Annotated in this window: 27 protein-coding genes and 1 pseudogene; 24 read left to right on the top strand and 4 right to left on the bottom strand. The window is 73.9% G+C overall.

Going from position 1 to position 26,410, the window contains the following annotated elements; all coding sequences use genetic code 11:
• Window positions 1-118 precede the first annotated feature (118 nt).
• The 18 genes from ACIQGV_RS14025 (at window position 119) to ACIQGV_RS13940 (ending at window position 17,256) form a co-directional block, all read left to right on the top strand.
• Entirely contained in the window at window positions 119-1,846 is a 1,728-nt protein-coding gene (locus ACIQGV_RS14025) for a hydrogenase maturation protein (protein ID WP_402494276.1), read from the top strand.
• A 115-nt stretch (window positions 1,847-1,961) separates the two neighbouring features.
• Window positions 1,962-3,050: a hydrogenase expression protein HypE gene (locus ACIQGV_RS14020; protein WP_402494274.1), complete on the top strand. Its 1,089-nt coding sequence runs from the start codon at window positions 1,962-1,964 to the stop codon at window positions 3,048-3,050.
• 113 nt (window positions 3,051-3,163) lie between these two features.
• On the top strand, window positions 3,164-4,945 hold the full coding sequence (locus ACIQGV_RS14015) for a nickel-dependent hydrogenase large subunit (protein WP_402494272.1): 1,782 nt from the start codon (window positions 3,164-3,166) through the stop codon (window positions 4,943-4,945).
• Window positions 4,942-5,457: a hypothetical protein gene (locus ACIQGV_RS14010; protein WP_402494270.1), complete on the top strand. Its 516-nt coding sequence runs from the start codon at window positions 4,942-4,944 to the stop codon at window positions 5,455-5,457. Before ACIQGV_RS14015 ends, ACIQGV_RS14010 begins: the two co-directional genes overlap by 4 nt.
• Window positions 5,454-6,113 (top strand): DUF5947 family protein, encoded by a 660-nt coding sequence (locus tag ACIQGV_RS14005; RefSeq protein ID WP_402494268.1) that lies wholly within the window; start codon window positions 5,454-5,456, stop codon window positions 6,111-6,113. Before ACIQGV_RS14010 ends, ACIQGV_RS14005 begins: the two co-directional genes overlap by 4 nt.
• The gene (locus ACIQGV_RS14000; RefSeq protein WP_402494266.1) at window positions 6,110-6,811 is read left to right on the top strand and encodes a DUF6084 family protein; all 702 of its coding nucleotides are present in this window, start codon (window positions 6,110-6,112) and stop codon (window positions 6,809-6,811) included. Before ACIQGV_RS14005 ends, ACIQGV_RS14000 begins: the two co-directional genes overlap by 4 nt.
• Window positions 6,808-8,226, top strand: a complete 1,419-nt coding sequence (locus ACIQGV_RS13995) for a hypothetical protein (protein ID WP_402494264.1) — start codon at window positions 6,808-6,810, stop codon at window positions 8,224-8,226. Before ACIQGV_RS14000 ends, ACIQGV_RS13995 begins: the two co-directional genes overlap by 4 nt.
• Entirely contained in the window at window positions 8,223-8,774 is a 552-nt protein-coding gene (locus ACIQGV_RS13990) for a hydrogenase maturation protease (RefSeq protein WP_402494262.1), read from the top strand. The genes ACIQGV_RS13995 and ACIQGV_RS13990 overlap by 4 nt, the downstream gene beginning before the upstream one ends.
• The gene (locus ACIQGV_RS13985) at window positions 8,771-8,884 is read left to right on the top strand and encodes a DUF6893 family small protein (protein ID WP_402494260.1); all 114 of its coding nucleotides are present in this window, start codon (window positions 8,771-8,773) and stop codon (window positions 8,882-8,884) included. Before ACIQGV_RS13990 ends, ACIQGV_RS13985 begins: the two co-directional genes overlap by 4 nt.
• Before the next feature lie 208 nt (window positions 8,885-9,092).
• Window positions 9,093-9,491 (top strand): hydrogenase maturation nickel metallochaperone HypA, encoded by a 399-nt coding sequence (locus ACIQGV_RS13980; protein ID WP_402494258.1) that lies wholly within the window; start codon window positions 9,093-9,095, stop codon window positions 9,489-9,491.
• A 3-nt stretch (window positions 9,492-9,494) separates the two neighbouring features.
• Window positions 9,495-10,253, top strand: coding sequence for a hydrogenase nickel incorporation protein HypB (gene hypB / locus ACIQGV_RS13975; RefSeq protein WP_402494255.1), 759 nt, complete (start codon window positions 9,495-9,497; stop codon window positions 10,251-10,253).
• Window positions 10,250-12,649, top strand: a complete 2,400-nt coding sequence (gene hypF / locus ACIQGV_RS13970) for a carbamoyltransferase HypF (protein ID WP_402494253.1) — start codon at window positions 10,250-10,252, stop codon at window positions 12,647-12,649. The genes hypB and hypF overlap by 4 nt, the downstream gene beginning before the upstream one ends.
• Before the next feature lie 31 nt (window positions 12,650-12,680).
• A complete protein-coding gene (locus tag ACIQGV_RS13965) occupies window positions 12,681-12,986 on the top strand; it encodes a HypC/HybG/HupF family hydrogenase formation chaperone (protein ID WP_402494251.1) in 306 nt (101 codons plus the stop codon).
• The gene (gene hypD / locus ACIQGV_RS13960; RefSeq protein WP_402494249.1) at window positions 12,983-14,113 is read left to right on the top strand and encodes a hydrogenase formation protein HypD; all 1,131 of its coding nucleotides are present in this window, start codon (window positions 12,983-12,985) and stop codon (window positions 14,111-14,113) included. The genes ACIQGV_RS13965 and hypD overlap by 4 nt, the downstream gene beginning before the upstream one ends.
• Complete coding sequence (hypE, locus tag ACIQGV_RS13955) at window positions 14,106-15,185, top strand: hydrogenase expression/formation protein HypE (protein WP_402494247.1); 1,080 nt, start codon at window positions 14,106-14,108, stop codon at window positions 15,183-15,185. Before hypD ends, hypE begins: the two co-directional genes overlap by 8 nt.
• Window positions 15,186-15,467: 282 nt before the next feature.
• The gene (locus ACIQGV_RS13950) at window positions 15,468-16,433 is read left to right on the top strand and encodes a MarR family transcriptional regulator (RefSeq protein ID WP_402494245.1); all 966 of its coding nucleotides are present in this window, start codon (window positions 15,468-15,470) and stop codon (window positions 16,431-16,433) included.
• A 4-nt stretch (window positions 16,434-16,437) separates the two neighbouring features.
• Window positions 16,438-16,824 (top strand): roadblock/LC7 domain-containing protein, encoded by a 387-nt coding sequence (locus tag ACIQGV_RS13945; protein ID WP_402494243.1) that lies wholly within the window; start codon window positions 16,438-16,440, stop codon window positions 16,822-16,824.
• 3 nt (window positions 16,825-16,827) lie between these two features.
• Entirely contained in the window at window positions 16,828-17,256 is a 429-nt protein-coding gene (locus tag ACIQGV_RS13940; protein ID WP_402494241.1) for a hypothetical protein, read from the top strand.
• Window positions 17,257-17,304: 48 nt separating this feature from the next.
• On the opposite strand, the gene ACIQGV_RS13935 is transcribed toward ACIQGV_RS13940, so the two are convergent.
• Both ACIQGV_RS13935 and ACIQGV_RS13930 read right to left on the bottom strand, forming a co-directional pair.
• Window positions 17,305-18,108, bottom strand: coding sequence for a DUF1684 domain-containing protein (locus ACIQGV_RS13935; RefSeq protein ID WP_402494982.1), 804 nt, complete (start codon window positions 18,106-18,108; stop codon window positions 17,305-17,307).
• 126 nt (window positions 18,109-18,234) lie between these two features.
• Window positions 18,235-18,696, bottom strand: a pseudogene (locus tag ACIQGV_RS13930) (nitroreductase family protein); the annotation flags it as partial.
• A 413-nt stretch (window positions 18,697-19,109) separates the two neighbouring features.
• On the opposite strand from ACIQGV_RS13930, the gene ACIQGV_RS13925 reads away from it, so the two are divergent.
• Both ACIQGV_RS13925 and ACIQGV_RS13920 read left to right on the top strand, forming a co-directional pair.
• Entirely contained in the window at window positions 19,110-20,027 is a 918-nt protein-coding gene (locus tag ACIQGV_RS13925; protein WP_402494239.1) for a TIGR03564 family F420-dependent LLM class oxidoreductase, read from the top strand.
• A 192-nt stretch (window positions 20,028-20,219) separates the two neighbouring features.
• The gene (locus ACIQGV_RS13920) at window positions 20,220-21,206 is read left to right on the top strand and encodes a hypothetical protein (RefSeq protein ID WP_402494237.1); all 987 of its coding nucleotides are present in this window, start codon (window positions 20,220-20,222) and stop codon (window positions 21,204-21,206) included.
• An 85-nt stretch (window positions 21,207-21,291) separates the two neighbouring features.
• On the opposite strand, the gene ACIQGV_RS13915 is transcribed toward ACIQGV_RS13920, so the two are convergent.
• Window positions 21,292-22,020, bottom strand: coding sequence for a GNAT family N-acetyltransferase (locus ACIQGV_RS13915; protein WP_402494235.1), 729 nt, complete (start codon window positions 22,018-22,020; stop codon window positions 21,292-21,294).
• A gap of 432 nt (window positions 22,021-22,452) precedes the next feature.
• Between ACIQGV_RS13915 and ACIQGV_RS13910 the strand changes: the two genes are divergently transcribed.
• From ACIQGV_RS13910 to ACIQGV_RS13900, 3 genes are all read left to right on the top strand, one after another.
• Window positions 22,453-23,817: a rhodanese-like domain-containing protein gene (locus ACIQGV_RS13910; RefSeq protein WP_402494234.1), complete on the top strand. Its 1,365-nt coding sequence runs from the start codon at window positions 22,453-22,455 to the stop codon at window positions 23,815-23,817.
• Window positions 23,818-24,038: 221 nt separating this feature from the next.
• Complete coding sequence (locus ACIQGV_RS13905; protein ID WP_402494232.1) at window positions 24,039-24,422, top strand: rhodanese-like domain-containing protein; 384 nt, start codon at window positions 24,039-24,041, stop codon at window positions 24,420-24,422.
• A complete protein-coding gene (locus ACIQGV_RS13900; RefSeq protein ID WP_402494230.1) occupies window positions 24,419-25,165 on the top strand; it encodes a sulfite exporter TauE/SafE family protein in 747 nt (248 codons plus the stop codon). Before ACIQGV_RS13905 ends, ACIQGV_RS13900 begins: the two co-directional genes overlap by 4 nt.
• Window positions 25,166-25,184: 19 nt before the next feature.
• Here ACIQGV_RS13900 and ACIQGV_RS13895 read toward each other — a convergent pair whose 3' ends face one another.
• The gene (locus ACIQGV_RS13895) at window positions 25,185-25,472 is read right to left on the bottom strand and encodes a metal-sensitive transcriptional regulator (RefSeq protein WP_402494228.1); all 288 of its coding nucleotides are present in this window, start codon (window positions 25,470-25,472) and stop codon (window positions 25,185-25,187) included.
• Window positions 25,473-25,553: 81 nt separating this feature from the next.
• Between ACIQGV_RS13895 and ACIQGV_RS13890 the strand changes: the two genes are divergently transcribed.
• A complete protein-coding gene (locus tag ACIQGV_RS13890) occupies window positions 25,554-26,141 on the top strand; it encodes a rhodanese-like domain-containing protein (protein WP_402494226.1) in 588 nt (195 codons plus the stop codon).
• Window positions 26,142-26,410 lie beyond the last annotated feature (269 nt).

Raw genomic sequence — 26,410 nt, 5'->3', positions numbered from 1 at the left:
ATCGGTCCCCGCTTTCGGATGACCCCGCCGCCCGCCGCCGCCCGCCCCGGGCCGCCGTGACGGAGGATCACGGTCGGCGGTCACTGCCCGGCCGCCCCTCGTCAGCCGGGAGGCGGCCGTGCGGATCCTGCTCGTGGCCAGCGCGTTCAACAGCCTCACCCAGCGGGTCCACGCCGAGCTGCGCGACCGCGGCCACGAGGTCCCGGTGGAGCTCGCGCTGCCGGACCGCCCGCTGGCGGACGCGGTCCGCCGGCACGCGCCGCAGCTCGTCGTGGCGCCCATGCTGAAGACGGTGATCCCCGAGGAGGTGTGGGCCGCCCACACCTGCCTCGTGGTCCATCCGGGGCCCGTGGGCGACCGGGGCCCGTCCTCCCTGGACTGGGCGATCCACGAGGGCGCCGGCCGGTGGGGCGTCACGGTCCTGCAGGCCGGCGCGGAGATGGACGCGGGCGACGTCTGGGCCGCCGTGGCCTGCCCGGTCCCCGAGGTGGGCAAGAGCGACCTGTACCGGGGCGAGGTCGCCGACGCCGCGCTCGCGGCCGTCCTGCTGGCCGTGGAGCGCTTCGCGAGCGGCACCCATGTGCCGGACCGGCAGGACGCGGCGGGCCCGGGCGGCGTTCCCGTGCACGTGCGGCCGTATCTCGACCAGAGCGTGCGGCGGATCGACTGGGCCGCGGACTCCACGGCGGCCGTCGTGCGCAAGCTGCGGGCGGCGGACTCGCAGCCCGGCGTGCTGGACGTGCTGCTCGGTGACGAGTGGTACCTGCACGGCGGTCACCCCGAGAGCGAGCTGCGCGGCAGGCCGGGGGAGCTGCTGGCGACCCGGGCCGGGGCGGTCTGCCGGGCCACCGCCGACGGTGCCGTGTGGATCCCCGAGCTGCGGCCCCGGCGCCGTGCCGGGCAGCCGCCCACGTACAAGCTGCCCGCGGTGCGGGCCCTGGGCGACCGGCTCCCGTCCCTGCCGGACCTCGCGCCGCCCGTGCTGCCCGGCCCGCAGGAGCGCCGCTGGACGGACATCCGCTACCGGGAGGCCGGGGACGCCGGTTTCCTCTCGTTCTCCTTCCCCGGCGGTGCGATGAGCACCGGCCAGTGCCGCCGGCTGCTGGCCGCCTACCGGGAGGCGTGCGGCCGTCCCACGTCGGTGCTGGTGCTCGGCGGCGAGCGGGACTTCTTCTCCAACGGGATCCATCTCCACGTCATCGAGGCCGCCGCGGACCCCGCCGCCGAGTCGTGGGCGAACATCAACGCCATCGACGACCTCGTCGAGGCCGTGCTGGACACCACCGACCGGCTCGTGGTGTCGGCCGTCGCGGGCAACGCCGCGGCGGGCGGGCTGATGCTCGCCCTGGCGGCCGACGAGGTGTGGTGCCGCTCCGGCGCCGTGCTGAACCCCCACTACCGGCTGATGGGGCTCCACGGCTCCGAGTACTGGACCTACACCCTGCCCCGCCGGGTCGGTCCCGCGGCGGCCGGACGGCTCATGCGGGAGGCGCTGCCCGTGAGCCCGGCCGGTGCCCTGCGGCTCGGACTGGTCGACCGGGTGATCGACTGCGGCCCCGGCGGGTTCGCGGCGGAGACCGGCGCCCTGGCGGCACGGCTGGCCTCCCTGCCCGCCACCGCGTCGCGCGTCGCCGCGAAGAAGGCCGAGCGGGACCGGCGGGAGAGCAGCACACCGCTGGCCGCCTTCCGGGAGGCCGAGCTGATCCGGATGCGCCGCGTCTTCGACGACCCCGCCGCCCCCTACCACGCGCTGCGCCGGGCGTTCGTCCGCAAGGAGCGGCCGCGGGACACCCCGGCGCACCTCGCCGGCCCCGGGTTGCGGAATCCGCTCCGACCCCCTGTGTGACCTGCGTCACCGGAATGGGGTCGTATGACATCTCATTGCGCCCGATCGGCTGATACGAAGAGAGGCGAAGGCCGGAACGAGGCTTTCATCCCTTACCTCCCCAGGAGGCGGTCCCATGACTGAGGCGACGCCGGACACGGTCGGCGCTGCGGACGCCACAGGCGCGCCCGCCGACGAGACACCCACGATCCACATCCTCTGGATCAACGCGGGGCTGAGCTGCGACGGCGACTCGGTCGCGCTGACGGCGGCCATGCAGCCGAGCATCGAGGAGATCGTCCTCGGCGTGCTGCCGGGCCTGCCGAAGATCCAGGTGCACTGGCCGCTCATCGACTTCGAGTGCGGTCCGGTCGGCGGCGCGGACACGTTCATCGAGTGGTTCTTCAAGGGCGAGCGGGGCGAGATCGACCCGTTCGTGCTGGTCGTCGAGGGGTCCATCCCCAACGAGGCGATCAAGCCCGAGGGCTACTGGTGCGGCTTCGGCGACGACCCCGAGACCGGCCAGCCCATCACCACCAGCGAGTGGATCGACCGGCTCGCCCCGAAGGCCCTGGCCGTCGTCGCCATCGGCACCTGCGCCACGTACGGCGGGATCCACGCGATGGCCGGCAACCCGACGGGCGCGATGGGTGTCCCGGACTACCTCGGCTGGGACTGGAAGTCCAAGGCCGGCATCCCCCTCGTCTGTGTCCCCGGCTGCCCGATCCAGCCCGACAACTTCGCCGAGACCCTCACGTATCTGCTCTACCAGGCGACCGGCGCCGCACCGATGATCCCCCTCGACGACAAGCTGCGCCCGGCGTGGCTGTTCGGCGCCACCGTGCACGAGGGCTGCGACCGCGCGGGCTACTACGAGCAGGGCGAGTTCGCCGAGTCGTACGACTCGCCGAAGTGCCTGGTGAAGATCGGCTGCTGGGGCCCGGTGGTGAAGTGCAACGTGCCCAAGCGCGGCTGGATGAACGGCATCGGCGGCTGTCCCAACGTCGGCGGCATCTGCATCGCCTGCACCATGCCCGGCTTCCCCGACAAGTTCATGCCGTTCATGGACGAACCCCCCGGCGCCAAGCTGTCCAGCACCGGCAGCGCCGTCTACGGCTCCCTGGTGCGCAGACTGCGCACGATCACGGCCCGGACGGTGGACAAGGAGCCCAAGTGGCGCCGTACCGGGGAGAAGATCAGCACCGGATACCGGCCGCCCTGGTGACGTCCCCCCAGCTGACCGCGCGTGACCCGCACAGCTGACCACGAGTGACCCGCTTCTGCTTCGTGCACTCCCACACCCGAACCTCCCGCGCAACGAAGGGCACGGCAACGACCATGGCAAGGACGAAGGCGGCCGGAGACGGCACCGGTCTGGTGGAGATGTCCTGGGATCCGATCACCCGGATCGTCGGCAGCCTGGGCATCCACACGAAGATCGACTTCAAGCAGAAGCGGGTCGCCGAGTGCTACAGCACCTCGTCGGTCTTCCGCGGCTACAGCGTCTTCATGCGCGGCAAGGACCCGCGCGACGCCCACTTCATCACCAGCCGCATCTGCGGCATCTGCGGCGACAACCACGCCACCTGCTCGGTGTACGCGCAGAACATGGCGTACGGCGTGAAGCCCCCGCACCTCGGTGAGTGGATCCTCAACCTGGGCGAGTCCGCGGAGTACATGTTCGACCACAACATCTTCCAGGAGAACCTGGTCGGGGTCGACTACTGCGAGAAGATGGTCAAGGAGACCAACCCCGGCGTCCTCGAACTCGCCGAGCGCACCGAGGCCCCGCACGCCGCCGAGCACGGCTACCGCACCATCGCCGACATCATGCGCTCGCTCAACCCGCTGGAGGGCGAGTTCTACCGCGAGGCCCTCCAGGTCAGCCGCTACACACGGGAGATGTTCTGCCTCATGGAGGGGCGCCATGTGCACCCCTCCACGCTCTACCCGGGCGGCGTCGGCACGGTCGCCTCCGTGCAGCTGTTCACCGACTACATGAGCCGCCTGATGCGGTACGTGGAGTTCATGAAGCGCGTCGTGCCCCTGCACGACGACCTGTTCGACTTCTTCTACGAGGCCCTGCCCGGCTACGAGGAGGTCGGCCGCAGGCGCGTCATGCTCGGCTGCTGGGGCGCCCTCAACGACCCCGAGTACTGCGACTTCACCTACGCCAACATGACGGACTGGGGGCGGCGCATGTTCGTCACCCCGGGCGTCGTCGTCGACGGCAAGCTCGTCACCAACGACCTCACCGAGATCAACCTCGGCATCCGCATCCTGCTCGGCAGCTCCTACTACGAGGACTGGCAGGGCCAGGAGCAGTTCGTCACCCACGACCCGCTCGGCAACCCCGTCGACCCGCGCCACCCCTGGAACCAGCACACCATCCCCGCCCCGCAGAAGCGGGACTTCGACGACAAGTACAGCTGGGTGATGTCCCCGCGCTGGTTCGACGGCAAGGACCACCTCGCCCTGGACACCGGCGGCGGCCCCATCGCCCGCCTGTGGTCCACCGCCCTGTCCGGGCTCGTCGACATCGGCTACGTCAAGGCCACCGGCCACAGCGTGGTCATCAACCTGCCCCGCACGATGACCAAGCCGGAGACCACCTTCGAGTGGAAGATCCCGCAGTGGTCCAACGCGCTGGAACGCAACCGCGCCCGCACCTACTTCCAGGCGTACTCCGCCGCCGTCGCCCTGCACTGCGCCGAGAAGGGACTTGAGGAGGTCCGCGCCGGACGCACCCAGACCTGGGAGAAGTTCGAGGTCCCGGACGAGAGCATCGGCTGCGGCTTCACCGAGGCCGTGCGCGGCGTCCTCTCCCACCACATGGTCATCCGCGACGGAAAGATCGCCAACTACCACCCGTACCCGCCCACTCCGTGGAACGCCAGCGTCCGCGACAGCTACGGCACCCCGGGCCCGTACGAGGACGCCGTGCAGAACACCCCGATCTTCGAGGAGAACTCCCCGGAGAACTTCAAGGGCATCGACATCATGCGCGCCGTCCGCAGCTTCGACCCCTGTCTGCCCTGCGGCGTCCACATGTACGTCGGCGGCGGCAGGACCGTGAAGACGATGCACGTGCCCACCGGCCTGAGCGGACTGGGCGGATGAGCGCGGCGACGACGGCGCGGCCGGTGACCGCGGAGCAGACCGGACGGCGCGTGGAGGAGGCGCTCGGCCGGCTCACCGGGAGTGGCGACCCGGCCGCGGCCGCCGCGGCCGAGGAACTCGTGCGCTCCCTCATGGACTTCTACGGCTGCTCCCTCGCCCGCGTCCTGCACCTGCTGGCCGACCAGCCCGGCGAGCCGCACTCCCGGCTCCTCGGCGACGAACTCGTCGCGAGCGTGCTGGTCCTGCACGACCTGCACCCCGAGGACCGCGACACCCGGATCGGCCGGGCCCTCGACAGCGTCCGCGAACACGGACTGACCGTCGCCGGGTTCGACGAGGACACCGGCACCCTCCGGCTGCGGGCCACCGCCTCCGGCGGCTGCGGATGCGGCTCCGGCACGGGCGCCCGGGAAGCCGCCGAGGCCGCCCTCGCCTGCTTCGCACCCGAGGTCAGGGCCGTCGAGGTGGCATCCGCGCCCGCCCTGCTCCAGATCGGGACGAAGATCCCGTGACCGCCCCCGCGACCGGGCTGCGCCGCTTCCGCGCCGAACGCCCGCCCCAGCCCGAACGCTGCGAACTGTGCGCGGCCCCGGTCCCCGAGGACCACCGCCACCTCGTCGACACCGGCCGCCGCGCCCTGGTCTGCGCCTGCGCGGCCTGCGCCGTGCTCATGGAGCAGCCGGGCGCCGCCGCGGGACGTTTCCGCACGGTCCCGGGCCGCTGCCTCACCGACCCCGGACACCGCCTCGACCTCCGGGCCTGGGAGACGCTCCAGATCCCCGTCGGGGTCGCCTTCTTCTTCCGCAACGCCGCCCTCGACCGGCTCGTCGCCCTCTATCCCAGCCCGGCCGGAGCCACCGAGAGCGAACTCGAACCGGCCGCCTGGAACGAGGTCCTCGGCGGCACCCGGCTCGCCGCGCTCCTGCGCCCCGACGTGGAGGCACTGCTGCTGCGCCGCGGCGACGACGGCATCGAGTGCCATCTCGTGCCCGTCGACATCTGCTACGAACTCGTCGGCCGGATGCGCCTGCTGTGGCAGGGCTTCGACGGCGGGGCCGAGGCCCGGGCCGCCCTGGACGCCTTCTTCGCGGACGTCCGCCACCGTGCCCGGCCCCTGGACGAGGCCGAGGGAACCGTCCGGTCCCCGGACGAGGCGGAGGCGCCGTGACCGAGTTCTCCTTCGCCTGCACCGGCGTCCGCGCCGACCGGCACGCCGCCGGACCCACCCTCGTCTTCCGGCTGCGCGTCACCGCCTCCGGCGGCACCCCCGTGCACGCCCTCGCCCTGCGCTGCCAGATCCGCATCGAACCCGCCCGCCGCGGCTACGGCTCCGCCGAGGCCGACGGGCTCACCGACCTCTTCGGCGAACGCTCCCGCTGGGGCAGCACGCTCCACCCCCTGCAGTTCGCCCAGGTCCCGCTGATGGTCTCCGCGTTCACCGGCGAGACCGAGGCCGATCTCGTCGTCCCCTGCACCTACGACCTGGACATCGCCGCCACCCGCTACCTCGGCGCGCTCGCCGACGGCGAGGTCCCGCTGCTGATGCTGTTCTCCGGCACGGCGTTCACCGGCCCGGCGGGCTTCCGGGTGGAACCCGTCCCCTGGGACCGTGAGGCGGCCTTCAGGATGCCCGTCGCCACCTGGCGGGAGATGATCGAGCAGCACTTCCCCGGCTGCGGCTGGATCCGGCTGCCCCGCGAGACCATGGACGCCCTCCTCGCCCACCGCTCCCGGCACGCCCTGCCCTCCTGGGAGGCCACGGTCGAGGCGCTCCTCGCCGCGGGCCCCGCCGGGCACACGGCCGGCGCCGACCCGCTGAGCGCCCTCACCGGCACCACCGGCACCACCGGAAGGACCGGACCGTGACCGTGACCGCCTTCGCCCCCGAGACCGAGCAGCGGTTCGCCCTCGCCCGGCAGGTGGCCGACGCCGTCCTGTTCGAGGGCTATGTGCTCTACCCGTACCGGGCCTCGGCCGCCAAGAACCGGCTGCGCTGGCAGTTCGGTGTCCTGGTGCCGCCCGCCTGGGGAGCCGGGTGCGAGGAGCACGAGTTCCAGCACACCGAATGCCTGATGGAACCCCGGCCGGACGCGACGCTCTCGGTCGAGGTGCGCTTCCTGCGCGCCCGCCGCCGCACCGTGCAGCGCCTGCGCCCGGACGGCGGGTACGACACCGTCCCCGAACTCCGCCTCGACGACCGGGTGCTGGTGCCCTGGGACGAGGGCGCCGAGGAACGCACCGAGCTGGTCGTGCCGGTCACGGACCTGCTCGGCGAAGGCGTCGTCCGGCCCTTCCGGCTCCCCGCCCACGAGGACACCGAACCCGTCCTGGACCCCTCGGGCCGCACGGTCGGCCGGCTGGTCCGGCGCAGCGAGCCGCTCAGCGGCGCGGTCACCCTGCGCGCCCGCGAACTCGACGGCCCCTACCGGACGATGCGGCTCACCGCCGTCGTCGAGAACACCAGCGACTGGACCCCCGCCGCGGGCCACGGCGCCGACCGGGAGGCGGCCCTGCCGCACTCCCTCGTCGCCGCCCACCTCCTGATGGCGCTCAGCGCCGGGTCGTTCCTGTCGATGACGGACCCGCCCGAGTGGGCCAGGGGCGCGGTCGCCGCCTGCCGCAATCTGCACACCTGGCCCGTCCTCGCCGGGGAACCGGGCCGCGCGGACCTCGTGCTCTCCTCGCCGATCATCCTGGAGGACCACCCCGCCATCGCACCCGAGAGCCCCGGCGCGCTCTACGACGCCACCGAGATCGACGAGATCCTCGCCCTGCGCACCGCCGCCCTCACCGACGAGGAGAAACGCGAGGCCAGAGGCACCGACGCACGGGCCGCCGCGGTGATCGACCTCGCCGACTCGATGCCCGCGGAGGTGCTGGAGCGGCTCCACGGCGCCGTGCGGGGGCTGCGGGAGGTCACCGGCGACACCGGTGGCGGCTTCCCCGACGAGCACGGCGTGCCGCAGCCCGACACCCCCTGGTGGGATCCGGCGGGCGACGCCGGATTCGACCCGGCGCACGACCAGGTCGTCGTGGACGGCCGGGCGCTCGCGGCGGGCAGCCGTGTCGAACTGCGTCCGGGGCTGCGTCACACGGACGCGCAGGACCTGTTCCTCCGGGGCCGCACCGCGGTCGTCGAGGCCGTGCTGCACGACGTCGACGGCACGGTCCACCTGGCGGTCACGATCGAGGACGATCCCGGAGCCGACATCCGGCGGGAGCAGGGCCGGTTCCTGTACTTCCAGCCGGACGAGGTCATGGCCCTGGAGGGCGACGCATGAGCCGCGACCCGCTGCCCGCCCCCCGCACGCTCGTCGCCGGCATCGGCAACATCTTCCTCGGCGACGACGGCTTCGGCGTGGAGGCCGCGCGTCTGCTCGCCGCCCGTGACCTGCCGGACCACGTCGAGGTCGTGGACGTCGGCGTACGCGGCGTCCACCTCGCCTACCAGCTGCTGGACGGCTACGACACCCTCGTCCTGCTCGACGCCACCGCGCGCGGCGAGAGCCCCGGCACCCTGTACGTCGTCGAGCACGAGGGCCGCGGCGGCACCGGCGCCGCCGTCCCCGTCCTCGACGGCCACCGCATGACCCCCGACACCGTCCTGGCCCTGCTGGACACCCTCTGCGCGGGAACCGGCGCGAAGCCGCCGGGGCGCGTCCTGGTCGTCGGCTGCGAACCTGCCTCGGTCGACGAGCGCATCGGTCTCAGTCCGCCGGTCGCCGACGCCGTGCCCCGGGCCGTCCGGGCGGTCGAGGAACTGCTGGAGGGCGGTGTGCCGGTCCTGGCACGGGCCGCCGAAGGTTTCACACGAGGAGACACGGGATGAAGAAGATCATCGCCGCCGGTGCCGCCGGCGCCGCCCTGGCCGCCGCCACCGCCGTGGCCGTGCAGGTGCTTCCCGACGTCAGGCGCTATCTGCGGATCCGCCGTATGTGAAGCGGACCCGCCGTACGCGAAGCGGACCCGCCGTACGTGAGCGGATCTCCCTTGTGCGAGTACGTGAGCACGCGACCCCGTGGCCGTGCCGGGGCGCCGTCGGCCTTGCGTCGAACGGCGTACCCGCCGGTCCGGCTCCGGCGTGCCGGGCGCTCGGGCCGGGGCCGCTCGCCTTGAATGAGGCCCGGCCCCGGGAGGACGAGGACCTATGCACGAGATGTCCGTCGCGCTGGCCGTGATCGACCAGGTGGAGACGGCCGCCGCCGAGACCGCGAACGTCACCGCGGTGCGATCGGTACGGCTCAGGGTGGGCGAACTGGCCGGTGTCGTACCCGACTCCCTCACCTTCTGCTTCGGACTCGCCTGCGCCGGAACGCTGCTGGAGGGCGCCGAGCTCGTCACCGAGCCGGTGCCCGGGCGGGCCCGCTGCACACCCTGCGCGCACGAGTGGCCCGTCGGCATGCCGCCGCGGCTGAGCTGCCCCGTGTGCGAGGGGACGGCCGTCGAGCTGGTCTCGGGCCGGGAACTGCAGATCGCGGCCGTGCACTGGGAGGACGGCGACCCCGTGCGCCCGGCCGCCCGCGAACCGATCCCCGAGGAGTGCTGAACCATGTGCCGTGCCGTCGAACTGCAGCAGGCCGTGCTCGCGAAGAACGACGCGACCGCCGCCCTCCTGCGCACCCATCTCGCGGACCGGGGCACCACGGTCGTCAATCTGCTGTCCAGCCCCGGCAGCGGCAAGACCGCGCTCCTGGAGCGCGAACTGCTGCTGGCCCGGGAGCGCGACGTCCCCGTCGCCGCGCTCACCGCCGACCTCGCCACCGAGAACGACGCTGCACGCCTCGCCCGTTCCCGTGTGCCGGTCAAGCAGGTGCTCACCGACGGGCTGTGCCATCTGGAGGCGGCCATGCTCGCCGGGCACCTCGACGGATGGCTGCCCGAGGACACCCGGCTGCTGTTCGTGGAGAACGTCGGCAACCTGGTCTGCCCCGCCGGCTACGACCTGGGGGAGACCCTGCGGGTGGTGCTCGCCTCCGTGACCGAGGGCGAGGACAAGCCGCTCAAGTACCCCACCGCCTTCGGCCTCGCCCATCTCGTCGTGGTCACCAAGACCGACATCGCCGAGGCGGTCGAGTTCGACGAGAAGACGTTCCGCGCGAACGTGGAGCGGGTCAACCCGGGGGTGGACGTGGTCCTCACCTCCGCGCGCCGGGGGCAGGGCGTCGGCACCCTGCTGGACCGCGCGCTCGCCGCCGCGCAGGGCGCACCGCCGCACAGGCCCGTCATGGCCGGCCACGCGCACACCGGCCACCCGCACGCCCGTACAGGTGCGGCCGACGCGCCCGCCCCGGCGCCCGCCCGCCCGTGAGTGCTCCCGCCCGGCCCGGTGCCCGCACCCCGGACCGTCCGCACCGGCGCCGCGTCCTCGTCCGCGGCGTCGTGCAGGGCGTGGGCTTCCGGCCGTACGTCTACGGACTGGCCACCGAGCTCGCCCTGGTCGGGCATGTGACCAACACACCGGACGGCGTCGTCGCCGAGGTCGAGGGCACCGCCGCGGCCGTGGCCCGGTTCTGCGACCGGATCGCCGTCCAGGCGCCCCCGCTGGCCCGGGTGGAGTCGGTGCACCACCAGGAACTGCCCGCCGCCGGGGGCGAGGCGTTCACCATCCTCGCGTCCCGCTCCGGCGGGCCCGCCCGCACCCTGGTCTCCCCGGACACCGCCACCTGCGCGGACTGCCTCGCCGAACTGGCCGACCCCGCCGACCGCCGCCACCGCCACCCCTTCGTCAACTGCACCCACTGCGGGCCGCGTTTCACCATCGTCACCGGTGTGCCCTACGACCGGGCCGGCACCACCATGGCCGGGTTCCCGATGTGCCCCGGCTGCGCCCGTGAGTACGAGGATCCCGCCGACCGGCGCTTCCACGCGCAGCCGGTCGCCTGCCCGGCCTGCGGGCCACGGCTGCGTCTGGTCGTGCCGGGGGCCGGACCGGACGCCGCTCCGGCCGACCCGGTCCGGGAGGCGCGCGCCCTGCTCGCCCGCGGCGCGATCCTCGCCGTGAAGGGACTCGGCGGTTACCACCTCGCCTGTGACGCCACCGACGCCGCCGCGGTCGCGCTGCTGCGGCGGCGCAAGGCCCGCGGGGACAAGCCCTTCGCCGTCATGGCGAGGAGCACGGCCGACGTCGAGCACCTCGTCCGCCTCGGCCCCGAGGAACGCGATCTGCTCGAAGGCCCGGCCCGGCCGGTCGTCCTGCTGCGGCGGCACCCGGACCGGGCGCACCCGCCGACGGGGCACGCACGGACCGCGCCCGGCGGGGCGGCCTTCGCGCCGCGGCCCGCCGAGGCCGTCGCGCCCGGCAGCCCCGACCTCGGGGTGATGCTGCCGTACACCCCCGTCCATCACCTCCTGCTCGGTCTGCCCGGCGACCCGGACGGCCCGCGGCTGCTCGTCATGACCAGCGGCAACGTCTCCGGCGAGCCGATCGTCACCGACGACGCCGAGGCGCTGGAACGGCTCGCGCCGCTGGCCGACGCCTGGCTGACGCACGACCGGCCCATCCATGTGCCGTGCGACGACTCCGTGGTCCGTGTCTGCGACGGAGAACCTCTGCTGCTGCGGCGCTCCCGCGGCTACGCGCCCCTGCCGGTCGCCCTGCCGCTGTCCGTGCGGCCCGCCCTCGCCGTCGGCGGGGACCTGAAGAACACCTTCTGTCTCGCCGAGGCACGCCGGGCATGGCTGTCGGCGCACATCGGCGACATGGACGACCTCGCCACGCAGCACGCCTTCGAGGGCGCCGTCGCGCAGCTGGAGTCCATCACGGGCGTACGGCCCACGAGCCTGGCGTGCGACCGGCATCCCGGGTACCGCTCCGCGCGGTGGGCGGAGCGGAACGCGGCCGGCCGGAGCGTCGTACGCGTCCAGCATCATCACGCCCACGTCGCCGCCGCGATGGCCGAGCACGGGCTGGACGGCACCCGCCCGGTGATCGGGGTCGCCTTCGACGGCACCGGCCACGGCGACGACGGCGCCGTGTGGGGCGGGGAGTTCCTGCTGGCGGACTACGACGGCTTCACCCGGTTCGGCCATCTCGCGTACGTGCCCCTGCCCGGCGGCGACAGCGCGGTGCGCCGGCCGTACCGCATGGCGCTGGCCCATCTGCGCGCGGCCGGGCTCGCCCGCTCCGCCGACCTGGCCTGCACGACCGCCTGTCCGCCCGAGGAACTGCCGCTGCTGGAAAGGCAGTTGGAACGGAACCTGAACTGTGTTCCCACCTCCAGCATGGGCCGGCTCTTCGACGCCGTGTCCTCGCTCGCCGGGGTCTGCCACCGGGCGGGCTACGAGGCCCAGGCCGCCGTCGAGCTGGAGGCCGCCGCACTGCGCGCACCGGCCGGGGACACCACCGCGTACCCCTTCGGGCTGCTGGACGACGCGTGCGTGACGGCCGATCCCGCGCCCCTGGTGGCGGCGGTCGTCGCCGATCTGCGGGCGGGTGCCGGACAGGCCGTGGTCGCGGCCCGCTTCCACCGTGGCGTGGCCGCGCTCGTGCACCGGATGTGCGGGCTGGCGCGGGAGCGGCACGGGCTGGACACGGTGGCCCTGACCGGCGGGGTCTTCGCCAACACGCTGCTGTCCTCGGCGTGTGCGGCGGCGCTGCGCGAGGACGGCTTCACGGTCCTGCGGCACCGCCTGGTGCCGCCGGGCGACGGCGGTCTGGCCCTGGGCCAGCTGATGGTGGCCGCCCGGACCACGACCCACGACTGAACGACCCGCGAAACACAGCGAGGAGAGGCCCATGTGCCTGGCGGTACCCGGCAGAGTGCTGGACATCGACGAACGTGACGGCACCCGGATGGCCAGCGTCGACTTCGGCGGCGTGGTCAAGGAGGTGTGCCTGGAGTATCTGCCGGACCTCCAGGTCGGCGAGTACGCCATCGTGCACGTGGGGTTCGCCCTGCAACGGCTGGACGAGGAGTCGGCGAAGCAGACGCTGGAGCTCTTCGCCGAACTCGGCATGCTCCAGGAGGAGTTCGGCGACGCCTGGGAGATGGCCGCGGCGGAGGCGGGCCTGGAACCGCGGGAGGAGGTGCGCGACCGGTGAAGTACATCGACGAGTTCCAGGACCCGGAGCTGGCCCGCCGGCTCCTCGACGACATCCACGCCACCGTCACCCGGCCGTGGGCGCTGATGGAGGTGTGCGGAGGGCAGACACACAGCATCATCCGCCACGGTCTCGACCAGCTGCTGCCCGACGAGGTCGAGTTGATCCACGGGCCGGGCTGCCCGGTCTGTGTGACCCCGCTGGAGGTCATCGACAAGGCCCTGGAGATCGCCTCCCGCCCCGAGGTGATCTTCTGTTCCTTCGGTGACATGCTGCGCGTGCCGGGCACCGGCAGGGACCTGTTCCAGGTCCGCGGCGAGGGGGGCGACGTACGCGTGGTGTACTCGCCGCTGGACGCCCTGCGGGTCGCGCAGCAGAACCCGGACCGGGAGGTGGTGTTCTTCGGGATCGGCTTCGAGACGACCGCGCCGCCCAACGCCATGACGGTCCATCAGGCCAGGAAGCAGGGCGTCCGCAACTTCAGCATGCTGGTCTCCCACGTCCGGGTGCCTCCCGCGATCGAGGCGATCATGTCGTCGCCGAGCTGCCGGGTGCAGGGCTTCCTCGCGGCCGGGCACGTGTGCAGCGTGATGGGGACGGGGGAGTACCCGGAACTGGCCGAACGCTTCCGGGTGCCGATCGTCGTGACGGGCTTCGAGCCGCTCGACATCCTGGAGGGTGTGCGCCGCACCGTCCGGCAGCTGGAGCGCGGCGAGCACACCGTGGACAACGCCTACGCCCGCGCCGTGCGGTCCGGCGGCAATCCCGCCGCCCGGGCCATGCTGGAGGACGTCTTCGAGGTCACCGACCGTGCCTGGCGCGGTATCGGGGTGATCCCCGGCAGCGGCTGGCGGCTGTCGCCGAAGTACCGCGACCACGACGCCGAGCACCGCTTCAGCGTCGAGGACATCCGCACCGAGGAGCCCGCCGCGTGCCGCAGCGGAGAGGTCCTGCAGGGCCTGCTCAAGCCGCACGAGTGCGAGGCGTTCGGCACCCTGTGCACACCTCGGACACCGCTGGGCGCGACCATGGTCTCCAGCGAGGGCGCCTGCGCGGCGTACTACCTGTACCGGCGGCTGGATCTCCCCGCCGGCTCGAAGGCCCGGGAGGCGAGCCCCGTTGTCTGACACCACCGAACTGCCCGCCGGACCGCCGGACGTCGAGGCGTGGACGTGCCCGGCGCCGCTGCGCGACCGCTCGCGCGTCGTCATGGGGCACGGCGGCGGCGGAGCCCTCTCCGCCGAACTGGTCCAGCAGATCTTCGCCCCCGCCTTCGGCGGCGAGGTGCTCTCCCAGATGGGCGACGCCGCGGTCCTGACCCTGGGCGGGACCCGGCTGGCCTTCTCCACCGACTCCTACGTGGTGCGGCCGCTGTTCTTCCCCGGCGGGTCCATCGGCGACCTGGCGGTCAACGGCACGGTCAACGACCTCGCGATGAGCGGGGCCCGCGCCGCCTACCTCTCCTGCGGGTTCGTCCTGGAGGAGGGCGTCGAGCTGGACGTCGTCGACCGGGTCGCCAAGGCGCTGGGCGCGGCCGCGCGCACCGCCGGCGTGGAGGTGGCGACGGGTGACACGAAGGTCGTGGAGTCCGGGCACGGCGACGGCGTCTACATCAACACCGCCGGCATCGGCGTCGTCCCGGCGGGTGTCGACCTGCGTCCGCAGCGGGTCGTGCCCGGAGACGTCGTGATCGTCAGCGGCGCCGTCGGTGTGCACGGGGTCGCCGTGATGAGCGTCCGCGAGGGGCTGGAGTTCGGCGTCGAGATCGAGAGCGACTGCGCGGCGCTCGGCGGGCTCGTCGAGGCGATGCTCGCCGTCACCCCGGATCTGCACGTGCTGCGCGATCCCACCCGTGGCGGACTGGCGGCCACCCTCAACGAGATCGCGGCCGCCTCGGGCACGGGGGTCGTCCTGCAGGAGCGCGACGTGCCCGTTCCGGCCGCCGTGGCGAACGCCTGCGCCATCCTCGGTCTGGATCCCCTGTACATCGCCAACGAGGGCAAGCTGGTCGCCTTCGTCCCGCGCGAGCACGCCGACGCCGTGCTGGAGGCGATGCGGGCCCATCCGCTGGGCGCGGACTCGGCGGTCGTCGGCGAGGCCGTCGAGGCCCACCCCGGCATGGTCGTGGCCCGGACCGGGCTCGGCGGCACGCGGGTGGTCGACCTGCCGATCGGGGAGCAGCTGCCGCGCATCTGCTGAACGGACCCGTCCGGCCCGGCAGGAGCCGGACTCCGGGCCGCCGGCCTGCCCGGCCGGCGGCCCGCTCTTTCGGTGCGGCCCTTCCCGCCGAAGCCGTCCATGTCCCGACCCGGATCGGTCAAATGACCACCGGGCTGAGGTCGTCGTCCGGCGTGGAATGTCAACTACCGCCAGGAGTGGTCAAGTTGGGTTGAGCGCAGCTCGAAATGTGGCGCCCGGCTGATACACATACCCCCCTCAGTGCGACGCATCAGGCGTGTGTGCGACAGGCCAAGGGGAGCGATGGCGGGCGTGCGGGATTCCCTCGGCGTGTTCGGCCGGACCCGGCTGGCCGAGGCGCTGGGCTCGTGCGGCGGCGAGGGCTTCACCGGCGAGCTGAAGGTGACCGGTGCGCCCGGCGGCGCCTTCCATCTGCGCGACGGCCTCGTCGTCGCCGCCGAGAGCCCCGGAGCGCCCGGCGCCGAGGCCCTGCTGCTGCGCACCGGCCGGGTCGACGCGGAACAGTGGGCCGAGCTGGTGCGGGAGACCGGAGGCGAGCGCTGGCCGGCCGCCGCCCTGGTCGCCCGCGGTCTCGCCGGCGCCGCGGAACTCCGGGTGCTGTGCGTGATGGCGCTGCAGGACGCCGCGTTCGCGATCATCGCCGGCCGGGTCGACGACTGCGAGCGCGCCCCGGTGGCCGGGCCGCCGCCCGCCGCGGTCACCCTCGGCGAGCCGCCCGCCCGGCTGCTCCAGGACGCAGCCCGCAAGCTGACCGCCCTCGACGCCCTGCCGTACCCCGTCCGCCCCGACCGGGAACGCCCTGTGCCGGGGACCCTCCCGCAGTCCCGGCTCAGTGCCTTCCAGGGCGAGCTGCTGGCGCATGCCGACGGCCGCCGCACCACACGTGACCTGGCCTTCCGGACGGGCCGCGGGGTGTACGCCGTCACCGTCGAAGTCGCCTGGATGCTCGCTCTGGGGTTCCTGAAGTGTGCGGCGGAGCCCGCCCCGATCCCGGTGCGGCTGCCGGCCGACAGCGTCGTGCGACGTCATGTCCCGGCACCGCCGGTGCCCGCCCCGGCCGCACCCGGACCCGCCCCCGCGGCCCCCACCGCTCTGCCCCGCCGGACCCCCGGCGCCAGCGGCATCACCGAAGCGCTCACCCCGCAGCAGAGCGGGGCGAGTTGGAAAGGGTTCCTCCGTCTGTGGAGCGCGGACCGCAACCGCGTGCCGCAGCAGCCGGGGCACCATGATCAGCAACTGGAGAACTGAGCCCATGAACCATGAAGCGCTGGCGCTGGAGATGCGCGGGCTGCGTGAACAGGTGACAGGCATCACCGACACAGCCGTCGCGGCCGTCGACGGACTGCTCATCGCGGCCGACACCGCCGACGCCATCGATCCCGAGGGGCTCGCCGCCCTCGCCGCGGCCGGCCTCGGCCTCGCCCGGCGCACGGCCCTGGCGAGCTCCCGGGGGTCCCTGCGCCGGCAGGTGACCTACGGCAGCCACGGCTGCGCCGCGGTGTACGCGATCGGCGACACCGCCCTGATGGTCGTCCTCGGCGACGAGGGCCTGGACGTGGACCGGCTGCACCGTGCCTCGCAGCCGACCCTGGACCGGATCGGCAGCATCCTGACCGCGAAATCCCCTGAGGTGGTGTGAGCGATGACGACCAAGCGCATGGGTCCCGGCTTCTCCGACCAGATCCTCGGTCTGGTGAAGACACTGCGTGCCGACGCCCCCGACTGCCTGGCGGCCGGAGTGGTCGACATGGCCACCGGAATGCTGCTGTCCTACGACACCGTCGACAATCATCCGCCCGAGGTGCTCGACCTGCTGGCGGGCGCGACCCTCGACCTGTTCCAGGGGCGCACCGTCGTGATGATCGAGGACATCTTCAAGGAACGCCGAGGAGTCAGCACCGACAACCACTTCTTCCAGGAGATCCTCGTCAACAGCGAGAACCTGACCCATCTGTTCCTGCGCATGAACGAGCAGCAGGACGTGGTCGCGGTGGTGGTGTGCCGCAAGTCGGTGAACGTGGGCATGCTGTTCGCCCAGGTGCGGAGGGTGGTGAAGGAGTACGGCCTCTGAGGCGGTACGGCGGACCGGCGGGCCCCGCACGGGGCCCGCCGCCGGGCTTCATCCCCGGCGCTCGCGCGGGATCTTCTCGCCGGCCTCGACCGCGACCGGGAGCCGGTTCTCCGCGGGCGGCAGGGGGCACGTCGCGAAGTCGGTGTAGGCGCAGGGCAGATTGACGGCACGGTTGAAGTCCAGCACCACGGAGCCGTCGGGCCCGGGAGCGTCGATGTGCAGGGCGCGATCGGCCGCGTAGGTCGTCACCCCGGAGGTCGCGTCGGTGAACAGGACCAGAAGGCTGCCCGGCGTGTGCCCGTCGAACGCCGTGAGGCTCAGCGCCCGGCCGCCGATCGCGAAGCGGACCTCGCCGGGTGCGTCGTAGACATGCTCCAGCCCCTCGACGGCGGCGCCCACCGTGGTCGGCCGCGGTGCGGCGAACGGCGTGTAGGTGCCGGTGACGACCCAGCGGGCGTCCGGCGCGTACGCGGGCGTCCCGGTGAACCCGGTGCGCAGCGGGTGCTTCGGATGCCGGGGCCGGACCACGTGGCGCCCGCCGCGCCTGGCGACCTCGATCACCGCGTCGCCCCACACCGCGTCGACGCCGCCGCGTTCCGGTACGGAGCCGAAGGAGTGCTGTCCCCGTACCACGGCGCCGTCGACGACGAGTTCCTCGCCCTCGCCGAGGACGACGGTGACTTCCTCGTCGTCGGCCGACCACACGCCGGGGGCGTCGGCGAACCGCCGTGGTTCGCCGTCCGGCCAGTGCAGTCCGGTGACGGCGAGGAAGCCGTGCTCATGGGCGAGCCGTTCGTCCTTCTGCCGGTGCCACGCCTCCCACTGCGCGGCGAAGGCGCCGGCGCCGGCCACGAACGGGTCGCCCCACCGCTCCGCGAAGAAGGTCTGCTCGGCGGGACGCCGCTCCCGCGCGGCGGTCTCGCGGTCGCGCAGGCTCCGCGGGAGGAGGTCCGCCGCGGCCAGCGCCCCCACCGCGGTGACGGAGAGCGGCCGGAAGCCGTCCGGCACTTCCAGCGAGGCGCTCAGCTCCTTCGCGTCGAAGCCGCTCATCTGATGGGCGTGCAGCCCCAGGGCGTGTGCCTGCAGGGCCAGTTGGGCGACCGCCAGACCGGTGTCGTAGGCCGCGCCCCGGTGTGCCGTGCCGTTCTCCTGCCGCTCCTCGGCCACCGCCGCGATCAGCAGTGAACTGTTCGCCGCCCACAGCCTGTTGGCGGGTACGAGCGCGGCGAGGATCCGCTCGTACGCCGTGTCGCCGCGCCGTCCGACCAGGAAGCGCCAGGGCTGCCCGTTGCGGGCGGAGGGCGCCCAGCGGGCCGCCTCCAGCAACGACATCAGTTCCTCGTCGGCGATCGTGTGCGCCGCGTCGAACGAGCGCGGGCTCCAGCGCTCGGCGAGCAGCGGATGGACGGCCACAGCGGTGCCGGCGGTACGGGACGACATGCGCGCTGCCTTTCTTCCGGTTCATGGGACGTGTTCTCGGGGTGTCCGCGGGAGTTCCCCGGGGACGGGTTCCCCCACGAGCGGGGAGACCTGCCCCCGTTTCGGTCAGGAATCCGTCGTGGCCGTGGGGGAGTCGCCCTCGGGGTGTGACCGGCGGTGACGGAGCCGGGCGGCTGGTCCATGGCTCTCCCTGGTACGGGTACGGCGGTGCCCGGCCGGGACCGGGCCGGTGGCCGGCGCGGTGGAAGGACTGCCGGAGTGCTGCCAGACAACCACGCGCCGCAGGCCGCGGACCGGCTGCCGCCGCCGGTTTTCATCAGGTGGCAACAAAGACACATCGCGTTACGCGGCAGCCACACACTTGTCGTACGCGGACCGGAATGACGCTCGCGAGCAGGCCCGTTGTGCTGAACGTGACCACAGGCATAGCGGTTCCTCTTCAGCATCGGATCGACGAGATCGCGGGACTCGCACGGGAGGCCCATGAGGCCGGGGTGCGGTCGGCGTGGTTCGGGCAGACCTTCGGCTACGACGCCGCCTCGCTGGCGGCGATCGTCGGCCGTGAGGTGCCCGGACTCCAGGTCGGCACGGCCGCGATCCCCGTCTTCGGCCGCCACCCGCTGCTCGTCTCCAGCCAGGCGCAGACCGCCCAGGCGGCCACGGGCGGCCGTTTCCACCTCGGACTCGCCCTGGGCACGCGGCAGTTGACGGAGGCCGGCTTCGGCATCCCGTACGAGCGGCCCATCCGCAGGCTGCGGGAGTTCCTCACCGCCCTGCGTCCGCTCGTCGAGACGGGCAGCGCCGACTTCCACGGAGAGCTGCTCACCGCGGCCACGCCGCTGCCGGCCGTGGTCCCCGGGGCCCTCCCGCCCGTGCCGCTGCTGGTCGCCGCCATGGCACCGCAGGCGCTGCGAGTCTCCGGCGCACTCGCGGACGGTGTCCTGCCGTACCTGGCCGGCCCGCGCGCCCTCGCCGAGCACATCGTCCCGGCCGTCACGGCGGCGGCACGGGCGGCGGGCCGGCCGGCGCCGCGGATCGTGGCGTTCGTGCCCGGGGTGGTCACCGCCGACCCCGCCGCCGTACGGGAGGCCGCGGCCGAGGCGCTCGCGTTCTACGAGCGCTTCCCCTCCTACCGGCGCGTCATCGAACTGTCCGGCGCGACCCGGGCCGCGGACCTGGCCGTGATCGGCGACGAGGAGACCGTCGCGGCCGCGGTGCGGCGCTACCGGGAGGCCGGGGCGACGGAGGTGGTGTTCGCCGCGACGGACCTCGCCGGCGAGGACAGCCGGCGCCGCACCTGGCGTCTGCTGGGAGAACTGGCGGCCGCCTGAGCGAAGGGGGCCTGTCCGAGGGAGGGGGCTGTCCGAGGGAAGGGGTGTTCGGGCGGACGGCGCCGTGCGGCGCGGGGCCGTGGGGTACCGGGCCGCTCGCCGCGACGCCGCAGGCCCGTGCCCGGTGCCGGTGGCCTGGGGCATGATGACCGGCGTACCACGACTCGGCCCCGTTCGGAGGAACACCTCAGCGTGAAGTCCCCAGCCGGCGATACGCCTTCACCCCAGGAACTGATCGGACAGGTCCCGGAGTTCGCCGGGCTCGCCCGGTCCGCGACACTGCTGCGTCCGTCGGCAGGGGCGCCCGGACCCCACGACAGCTCCGTCGGCGGGCCGTTCCTGTGGCCGTCCGCCGACCCCTGGCCCGTGTGCCGGGCGCCCCGTCTGGTGCGCAGGAGGGAGAAGCTGTCGGACCGCGACCGGGAGCTGTGGCAGGAGGCCGACCGCAGGACGAAGGAGCGCCGGCAGGCGCGCGGCGGCGGCGCGTACGAGGTCACCGAGGAGGACGCGAGGACCCAGGAACGCATCATGGCGGGCGCCGGCGCGCTCGACATGGTCACCTGGGAGCGGATACGGACGGTCTCCGAGCCGCACGACACGCCGCCTCCCCTGATCCCGGTGCTCCAGCTCTTCTCCCGGGACGTGCCCGGTCTGCCCTTCCCGCCCGGCACGGACCTGCTCCAGCTGATGTGGTGCCCCGACGACCACGCGGAACCTCCGGGACAGCCGCGGTACTGGGGACCGGACGCCGGGATCATGTTCCGCTCCTCCGCCGCGGCCGGGACGGACCGGATCCTGGAGCCGCCCCGGCCGGACGAGGCGAAGGACGGCTACGTCCCCGCCCCCTGCGTCCTGGATCCGCTCGGCGCCGTCGATCTGCCGGAGGAGGACGAACTCCCCGAGGAGCTCGCCGAGACCGCCCTGACCTGGGCGGAGGACCACGGTGCCGACTACGCCCGGACGCTCGGCTGCCTGCCCGGATGGAAGGCCGGCGGCTGGCCGAGCTGGCATCTCACCGACTTCGTCCCGCTCGACTGCGCCTGCGGCGCCCGGATGCGTCTGCACCTCACCCTGGACAGCGGCGGCGACCCCGGGCTGAACGTGGGCCGCTTCGGTGAACTCCGTGTGTTCGTCTGCCCGTCGGACATCACGCACCCCCTCCGGCTCAACATCCAGTGAGAGAAGCGGCGGCCGCCGCCGGACGGGGCGGCCCGCGGATCGGCGCGGTCCCCGGACCGGGCCCGGCCTCTGCCCGCGTCGGCCGCTATGCCGGGACGAGCTGTTCGTCGAGGTCCGCGGGCCGGGGGGCCTGGGCGCCCGGTGCGGCACCCAGGGGCGCGGGGGAGCGCGTCCCGCTCAGACGGAGCTCGATGACGGCGCGCACGGCCGGCCACTCCTCGTCGAGGATCGAGTAGAACGCGGTGCTGCGCACCACGCCGTCCAGCCCCCGCGAGTGCGCCCGGCGGACGCCCTCGCAGAGGACGCCGAGACGTTCGATCGCGGCGCGGGAGCGCAGGTTGCGGGCGTCGGCGCGAAAGGAGATCCGCCGCACCCGCCAGGTCTCGAAGGCGTGGCGGAGCAGGAGCAGCTTGGCCTCGGTGTTGATCCCGGTGCCCCGGGCGTGTGCGGCGAGCCAGGAGTTGCCGATCTCGGCGGCGTCGGGGACCGCGGTGGCCGGGTCGCCGTGGGGCACCCCGGACACGGCGGGCCACACCAGCGGCCCCTTCCAGTAGTCGAGCTCCTGGAAGCGGGTCGCGCCGACGACCCGTCCGTCGTCCGTACGGATCACCGCGAACGGCACCGCCCGGCCCGCCGCCTGTTCGGCCAGGGCATGGTCCACATAGCCGCGAGCCGGGTCCAGGCCGTGCGGCACGGGGGTGAACGCATAGGAGGCGCGGTCCTCCGCCCCGGCGCGCGCCAGACCTTCGGCGTGGTGCGGAGCGAGGGGCTCCAGCCGCGTGAGGCGGCCGGTGAGTGCGACGGGTACGGGCACGGGGCCTTCGGTCTTTCTGGGAAAAGGGGGTGCTGGTGCCTGTCACCGGATGCCCGGTGCGAAGGGGGAGACAAAGGATGCGTCAGACGCCCCGTTGTGCGAGGAACGGCGGCGTGAAGGACAGTAGAAGGCCCGATGGCGGAAACGCGCAAGACCCGAGTTGTGGTGTCGGCCGCCGGTTCACCCGGGCGCGGCGTCCCGGGTGCGGGGGAGCGGTCCGCCGCCCGGCGCCGGGGGCCGTCCAGGACCCCCCTCGTGGACGGAACGGGCAGGTCACCCGGCATGTGACCGGTTTCGGCGGGAGCCCCTTCACCGGCCTGACCGCCGAGCCCGCGACGGGCCGTCCCCTCACCTCGAAAATACCCCCCGGGGTACTCGTGCTACGGTCGGATATACCCCGGGGGGTAATCACTGGCTGGAAGGGAGTTCCTCGTGTTCTTCGTCGACACGATCGAGGTGTCGGGGCTCGGCAACCGGAGCTATCTCGCGGGCGGCGACCGGACCGCCGTGGCGGTCGACCCGCCACGCGACATGGACCAGATCCTCACCGCGGCCGCCCGGCGCGGGGTGCGGATCACCCATGTCGTCGAGACCCACGTGCACAACGACTACGTCACCGGGGGCCTGGAACTCGCCAGGATCACGGGCGCCGTCTACCTCGTCCCGGCAGGGGCCCGGGTCGCTTTCGCCCGCGTGCCCGTCCATGACGGCGACCGCCACGAGATCGACCCCTTTGCCGGGCTCGCCCTGCGGGCCATGGCGACGCCCGGCCACACCCCGCACCACACCTCCTACGTGCTGGAGGAGAACGGCACGGCCGTCGCCGTGTTCACCGGCGGTTCCCTGCTGATCGGCACGGTCGGGCGCCCCGACCTGGTCGAGCCCCGCCTGACCGAGGGGCTGGCCCGCGCCCAGCACGCGTCCGCGCGCCGCCTGGCCGCCGAGCTGCCCGAGGAGACGGCCGTACTGCCCACGCACGGCTTCGGCAGCTTCTGCTCCGCCGGCCCTGCCCGGGCCGGTGCGACGACCATCGGCGCGGAGAAGACGTCGAACGAGGCCCTCACCCGGGACGTCGACACCTTCGTCGCCGACCTGCTGGCCGGGCTCGACGACGTGCCCGCCTACTACGCGCACATGGGCCCGGCCAACTCCGCCGGTCCCGAGCCGGTCGACCTCACCCCGCCCGCCGTCGCGGACGCCGACGAGATCGCCGCGCGGCTGGCGGCGGGGGAGTGGGTGGTGGATCTGCGCAACCGTGTCGCCTTCGCCGAAGGCCATGTCGCCGGATCGTTCAACTTCGAGGCCGACGGGCAGCTCGCCGCCTATCTGGCCTGGCTGATCCCGTGGGGCAGGCCGGTGACGCTGCTGGCGGAGTCGCCGCAGCAGCTCGCCGCGGCGCAGCGGCAGCTCGCCCGGGTCGGCATCGACCGGCCGGCCGCGGCCGCCACCGGCGGCCCGTCCGACTGGCTGCGCGAGGGCGGGACGCCCGCCTCCTTCCGCCGCGCGCAGTTCGCCGACCTCGCGGCCGTGCGCCCGAAGCGGGACGTGGTCGTGCTCGACGTCCGCCGCGCCTCGGAACGGGCGGACGGACACATCGACGGCTCGGTGCACATCCCGGTCCACACCCTGCACCGGCGCCTCGGCGAGGTGCCCGAGGGCGAGGTGTGGGTGCACTGCGCGGGCGGCATGCGCGCCGCGATCGCCGCGTCCCTGCTGGACGCCGCCGGCCGGGTCGTCGTCGCCGTGGACGACTCCTTCGAGGCCGCCGGGCGAGCCGGGCTGACCCTGCGCCGCTGAGCCTCACCGGACTCCTGCCCGCGCCCCCGGCGGAGAGCGGGCCCGCGCCCCCGGCGGAGAGCGGGCCCGCGCCCCCGGCGGAGAGCGGGGCCGTGGAGCCGTACCGGGCCCCGGTCCTGCGCCGTACCCCGATCCTTCCCTGCCCCGCCCATGACGGCGGGCGGTGCCCCGAGTCGTGCCGGCGTGCGCGCCGTCGACGAGAACCGCGACGAAAGACCGAGATGAACATGTTCCGAACAGGCCGGAGCGGCCCCGGCCGAACGACCGTCCAGGAGGCGGCGGCACGCACCGGGCACGGGGAGTCCGGCGCCGCGGACGCCGTACTGCTCGACGTCCGCGAGCCCCACGAACGGCAGGCCGGGCACGTGCCCGGGTCCGTGCATCTGCCCCTGTCCCTGCTGGTGGCCGGGGCCGCACTGCCCGATCGTGCGCAGGCACGGCCCCTGGTCGTGATCTGCCGCTCCGGCAGCCGTTCCCGGCACGCCGCCGAACTGCTCGCCGCCCGTGGCGCCGAGGCCGTGGACGTCGTCGGCGGACTGAGGGCATGGGCCGGGGCGGGCCTGCCGGTCGTCGACGCGCGCGGCCGGAACGGCACGGTCGCGTGACCGCCCTGCTGCTCGCGCTGACCGCCGGGGCCGTGATCGGCCTCGCGCTGGGGGCGCTCGGAGGCGGCGGCAGTGTGCTGGCCGTCCCCGCCCTGATCTACCTGCTCGGCTTCACCCCGGCCGCGGCCACCACGGCGAGCCTGGTCATCGTCACCCTCACCTCGGTCACCGCGCTGTCCGCGCACGCCCGCGACGGCCATGTCCGCTGGCGTACGGGACTGCTGTTCGCGGCGGCCGGAATCGGCCCGGCGATGCTCGGCGGCGTCCTGGCCGGCCGGCTCACCGAGGCCGCCCTGACGGCGGCGTTCGGTGTGGTGGCGGCGGTCGCCGCGGTCCGTGTGCTGCGCGGTGTCCCGTCCGGGGACACCGCCGTGCCGGTGCGGCCGGGCCGCGCGGCGGCCGCGGGCGCCGGGCTGGGCGCCGTCACCGGAGTCCTCGGTGTCGGCGGCGGCTTCCTCGCCGTGCCCGCGCTGCTGGGGGTGCTCCGGCTGGGGATGCGCAGCGCGGTCGGGACCAGCCTGCTGGTCGTCACCGTCAACTCGCTGGCGTCGCTGGTGACACGTGCCGGTGCGGGCGAGCCGCTCGACTGGGCGGTCGTCGCCCCCTTCGCCGGTGCCGCGATCCTCGGCGCGTGGGACGGGCGAAGGCTGGCCGCGAAGGTCCCGGCGCGCACACTTCGGCGGATCTTCGCCGGCACCCTGCTGGCCGTGGCCGCGCTGATGCTGGCCGACGCGGCGGTGTGAGACGTGCCGCGCCCCCCGGTCAGGCCAGGGACAGGAACAGCTTCTCCAGGCGCGCGCGCATCTGCTCGGTGTCCTCGCTGTTCCTGCGGCCGGAGTCGATGTCCGCCAGGCACTGCTGAAGGCCCGTGGCGATGATCGCGAAGCCCGCCCGGTCGAGCGCCCGTGACGCGGCGGCGAGCTGGGTGACGACGTCCTCGCAGTCGCGGCCCTCCTCGATCATCCGGATCACCCCGGAGATCTGGCCCTGCGCGCGCCGCAGCCGGTTCAGCACGGACTTCAGGTCCGCACCCTCGAGCTCCAGTTCCACGACCACTCCTCGAAAAATACCCCTAGGGGTACTGTACGTCCCGGTTCGGGACAGCCTAGACCACCAAGGAACACACCTGTCATGGCCCATTCCCCCCGCCCCCTCTCCCTCGGCACCGAGCAGGCCCGCACCCGGCTGCACGAGCTCACCGTCATCGACGTGCGCACACCCGCCGAATACGCCTCCGGCCACCTCCCCGGAGCCCTGAACATCCCCCTGGACCGGATCCGGCGGGCACTTCCGGAGATCCGGCACGCCGCCGGGCGCGGCACGCTGCTCGTCGTGTGCGCCTCCGGTGCCCGCTCCGCGAACGCGTGCGGGCTGCTGGCCGAGCAGGGCGTCCCCGCCGCCACCCTGACCGGAGGCACGGGTGCCTGGGCCGCCGCGGGCCACGACCTGCACCGCCCGGCCGCCTGCGGCACACGGGCGGGCTGGAGCATGGAACGCCAGGTGCGCTTCACGGCCGGTGCCATGGTGCTCCTGGCGCTCCTGCTCGGTCTCCTCGTGCACCCGGCCTTCTCGTTCCTCGCGGCCGCCGTCGCGGGCGGACTGGTCCTCTCCGCGCTCACCGACACCTGCGCCATGGCGGTCGTGCTCGGCAAGCTGCCCCACAACCGTCCCGGAGCGGCCGACCTGGAGTCCGCCCTCGCGGCCCTGCGCGGCCGCTGAACCGCGGGGGCTCCCTCGGAGGGCCGGCGCCGCCGGGGCGCGCGGAAGAGGACCTCGGCCGGCACGGCCGTGGCCCCCGGGTCGCCGCCACCGGCGGAGGGACACCGGTGAGCAGGAGGCCGACCGGCTCCCGCCCGCCGGCCACCGGCTCCGCGACCGGGTCCGGGCCGATCAGGGTGAACGGCACCCATCACAGCCGCTCCCGGCGCGACGGCCGGCCGGGCACGGAGAACTCAAGGGGTGCCCGAGCACTGCAGGACCGCGCGGCC

This window comes from Streptomyces sp. NPDC093094 (genome assembly GCF_044754345.1).
Classification (GTDB): Bacteria; Actinomycetota; Actinomycetes; order Streptomycetales; family Streptomycetaceae; genus Streptomyces.
Note: the sequence above shows the minus strand (reverse complement) of the source record. Positions and strands in the feature narration are given on the sequence as shown.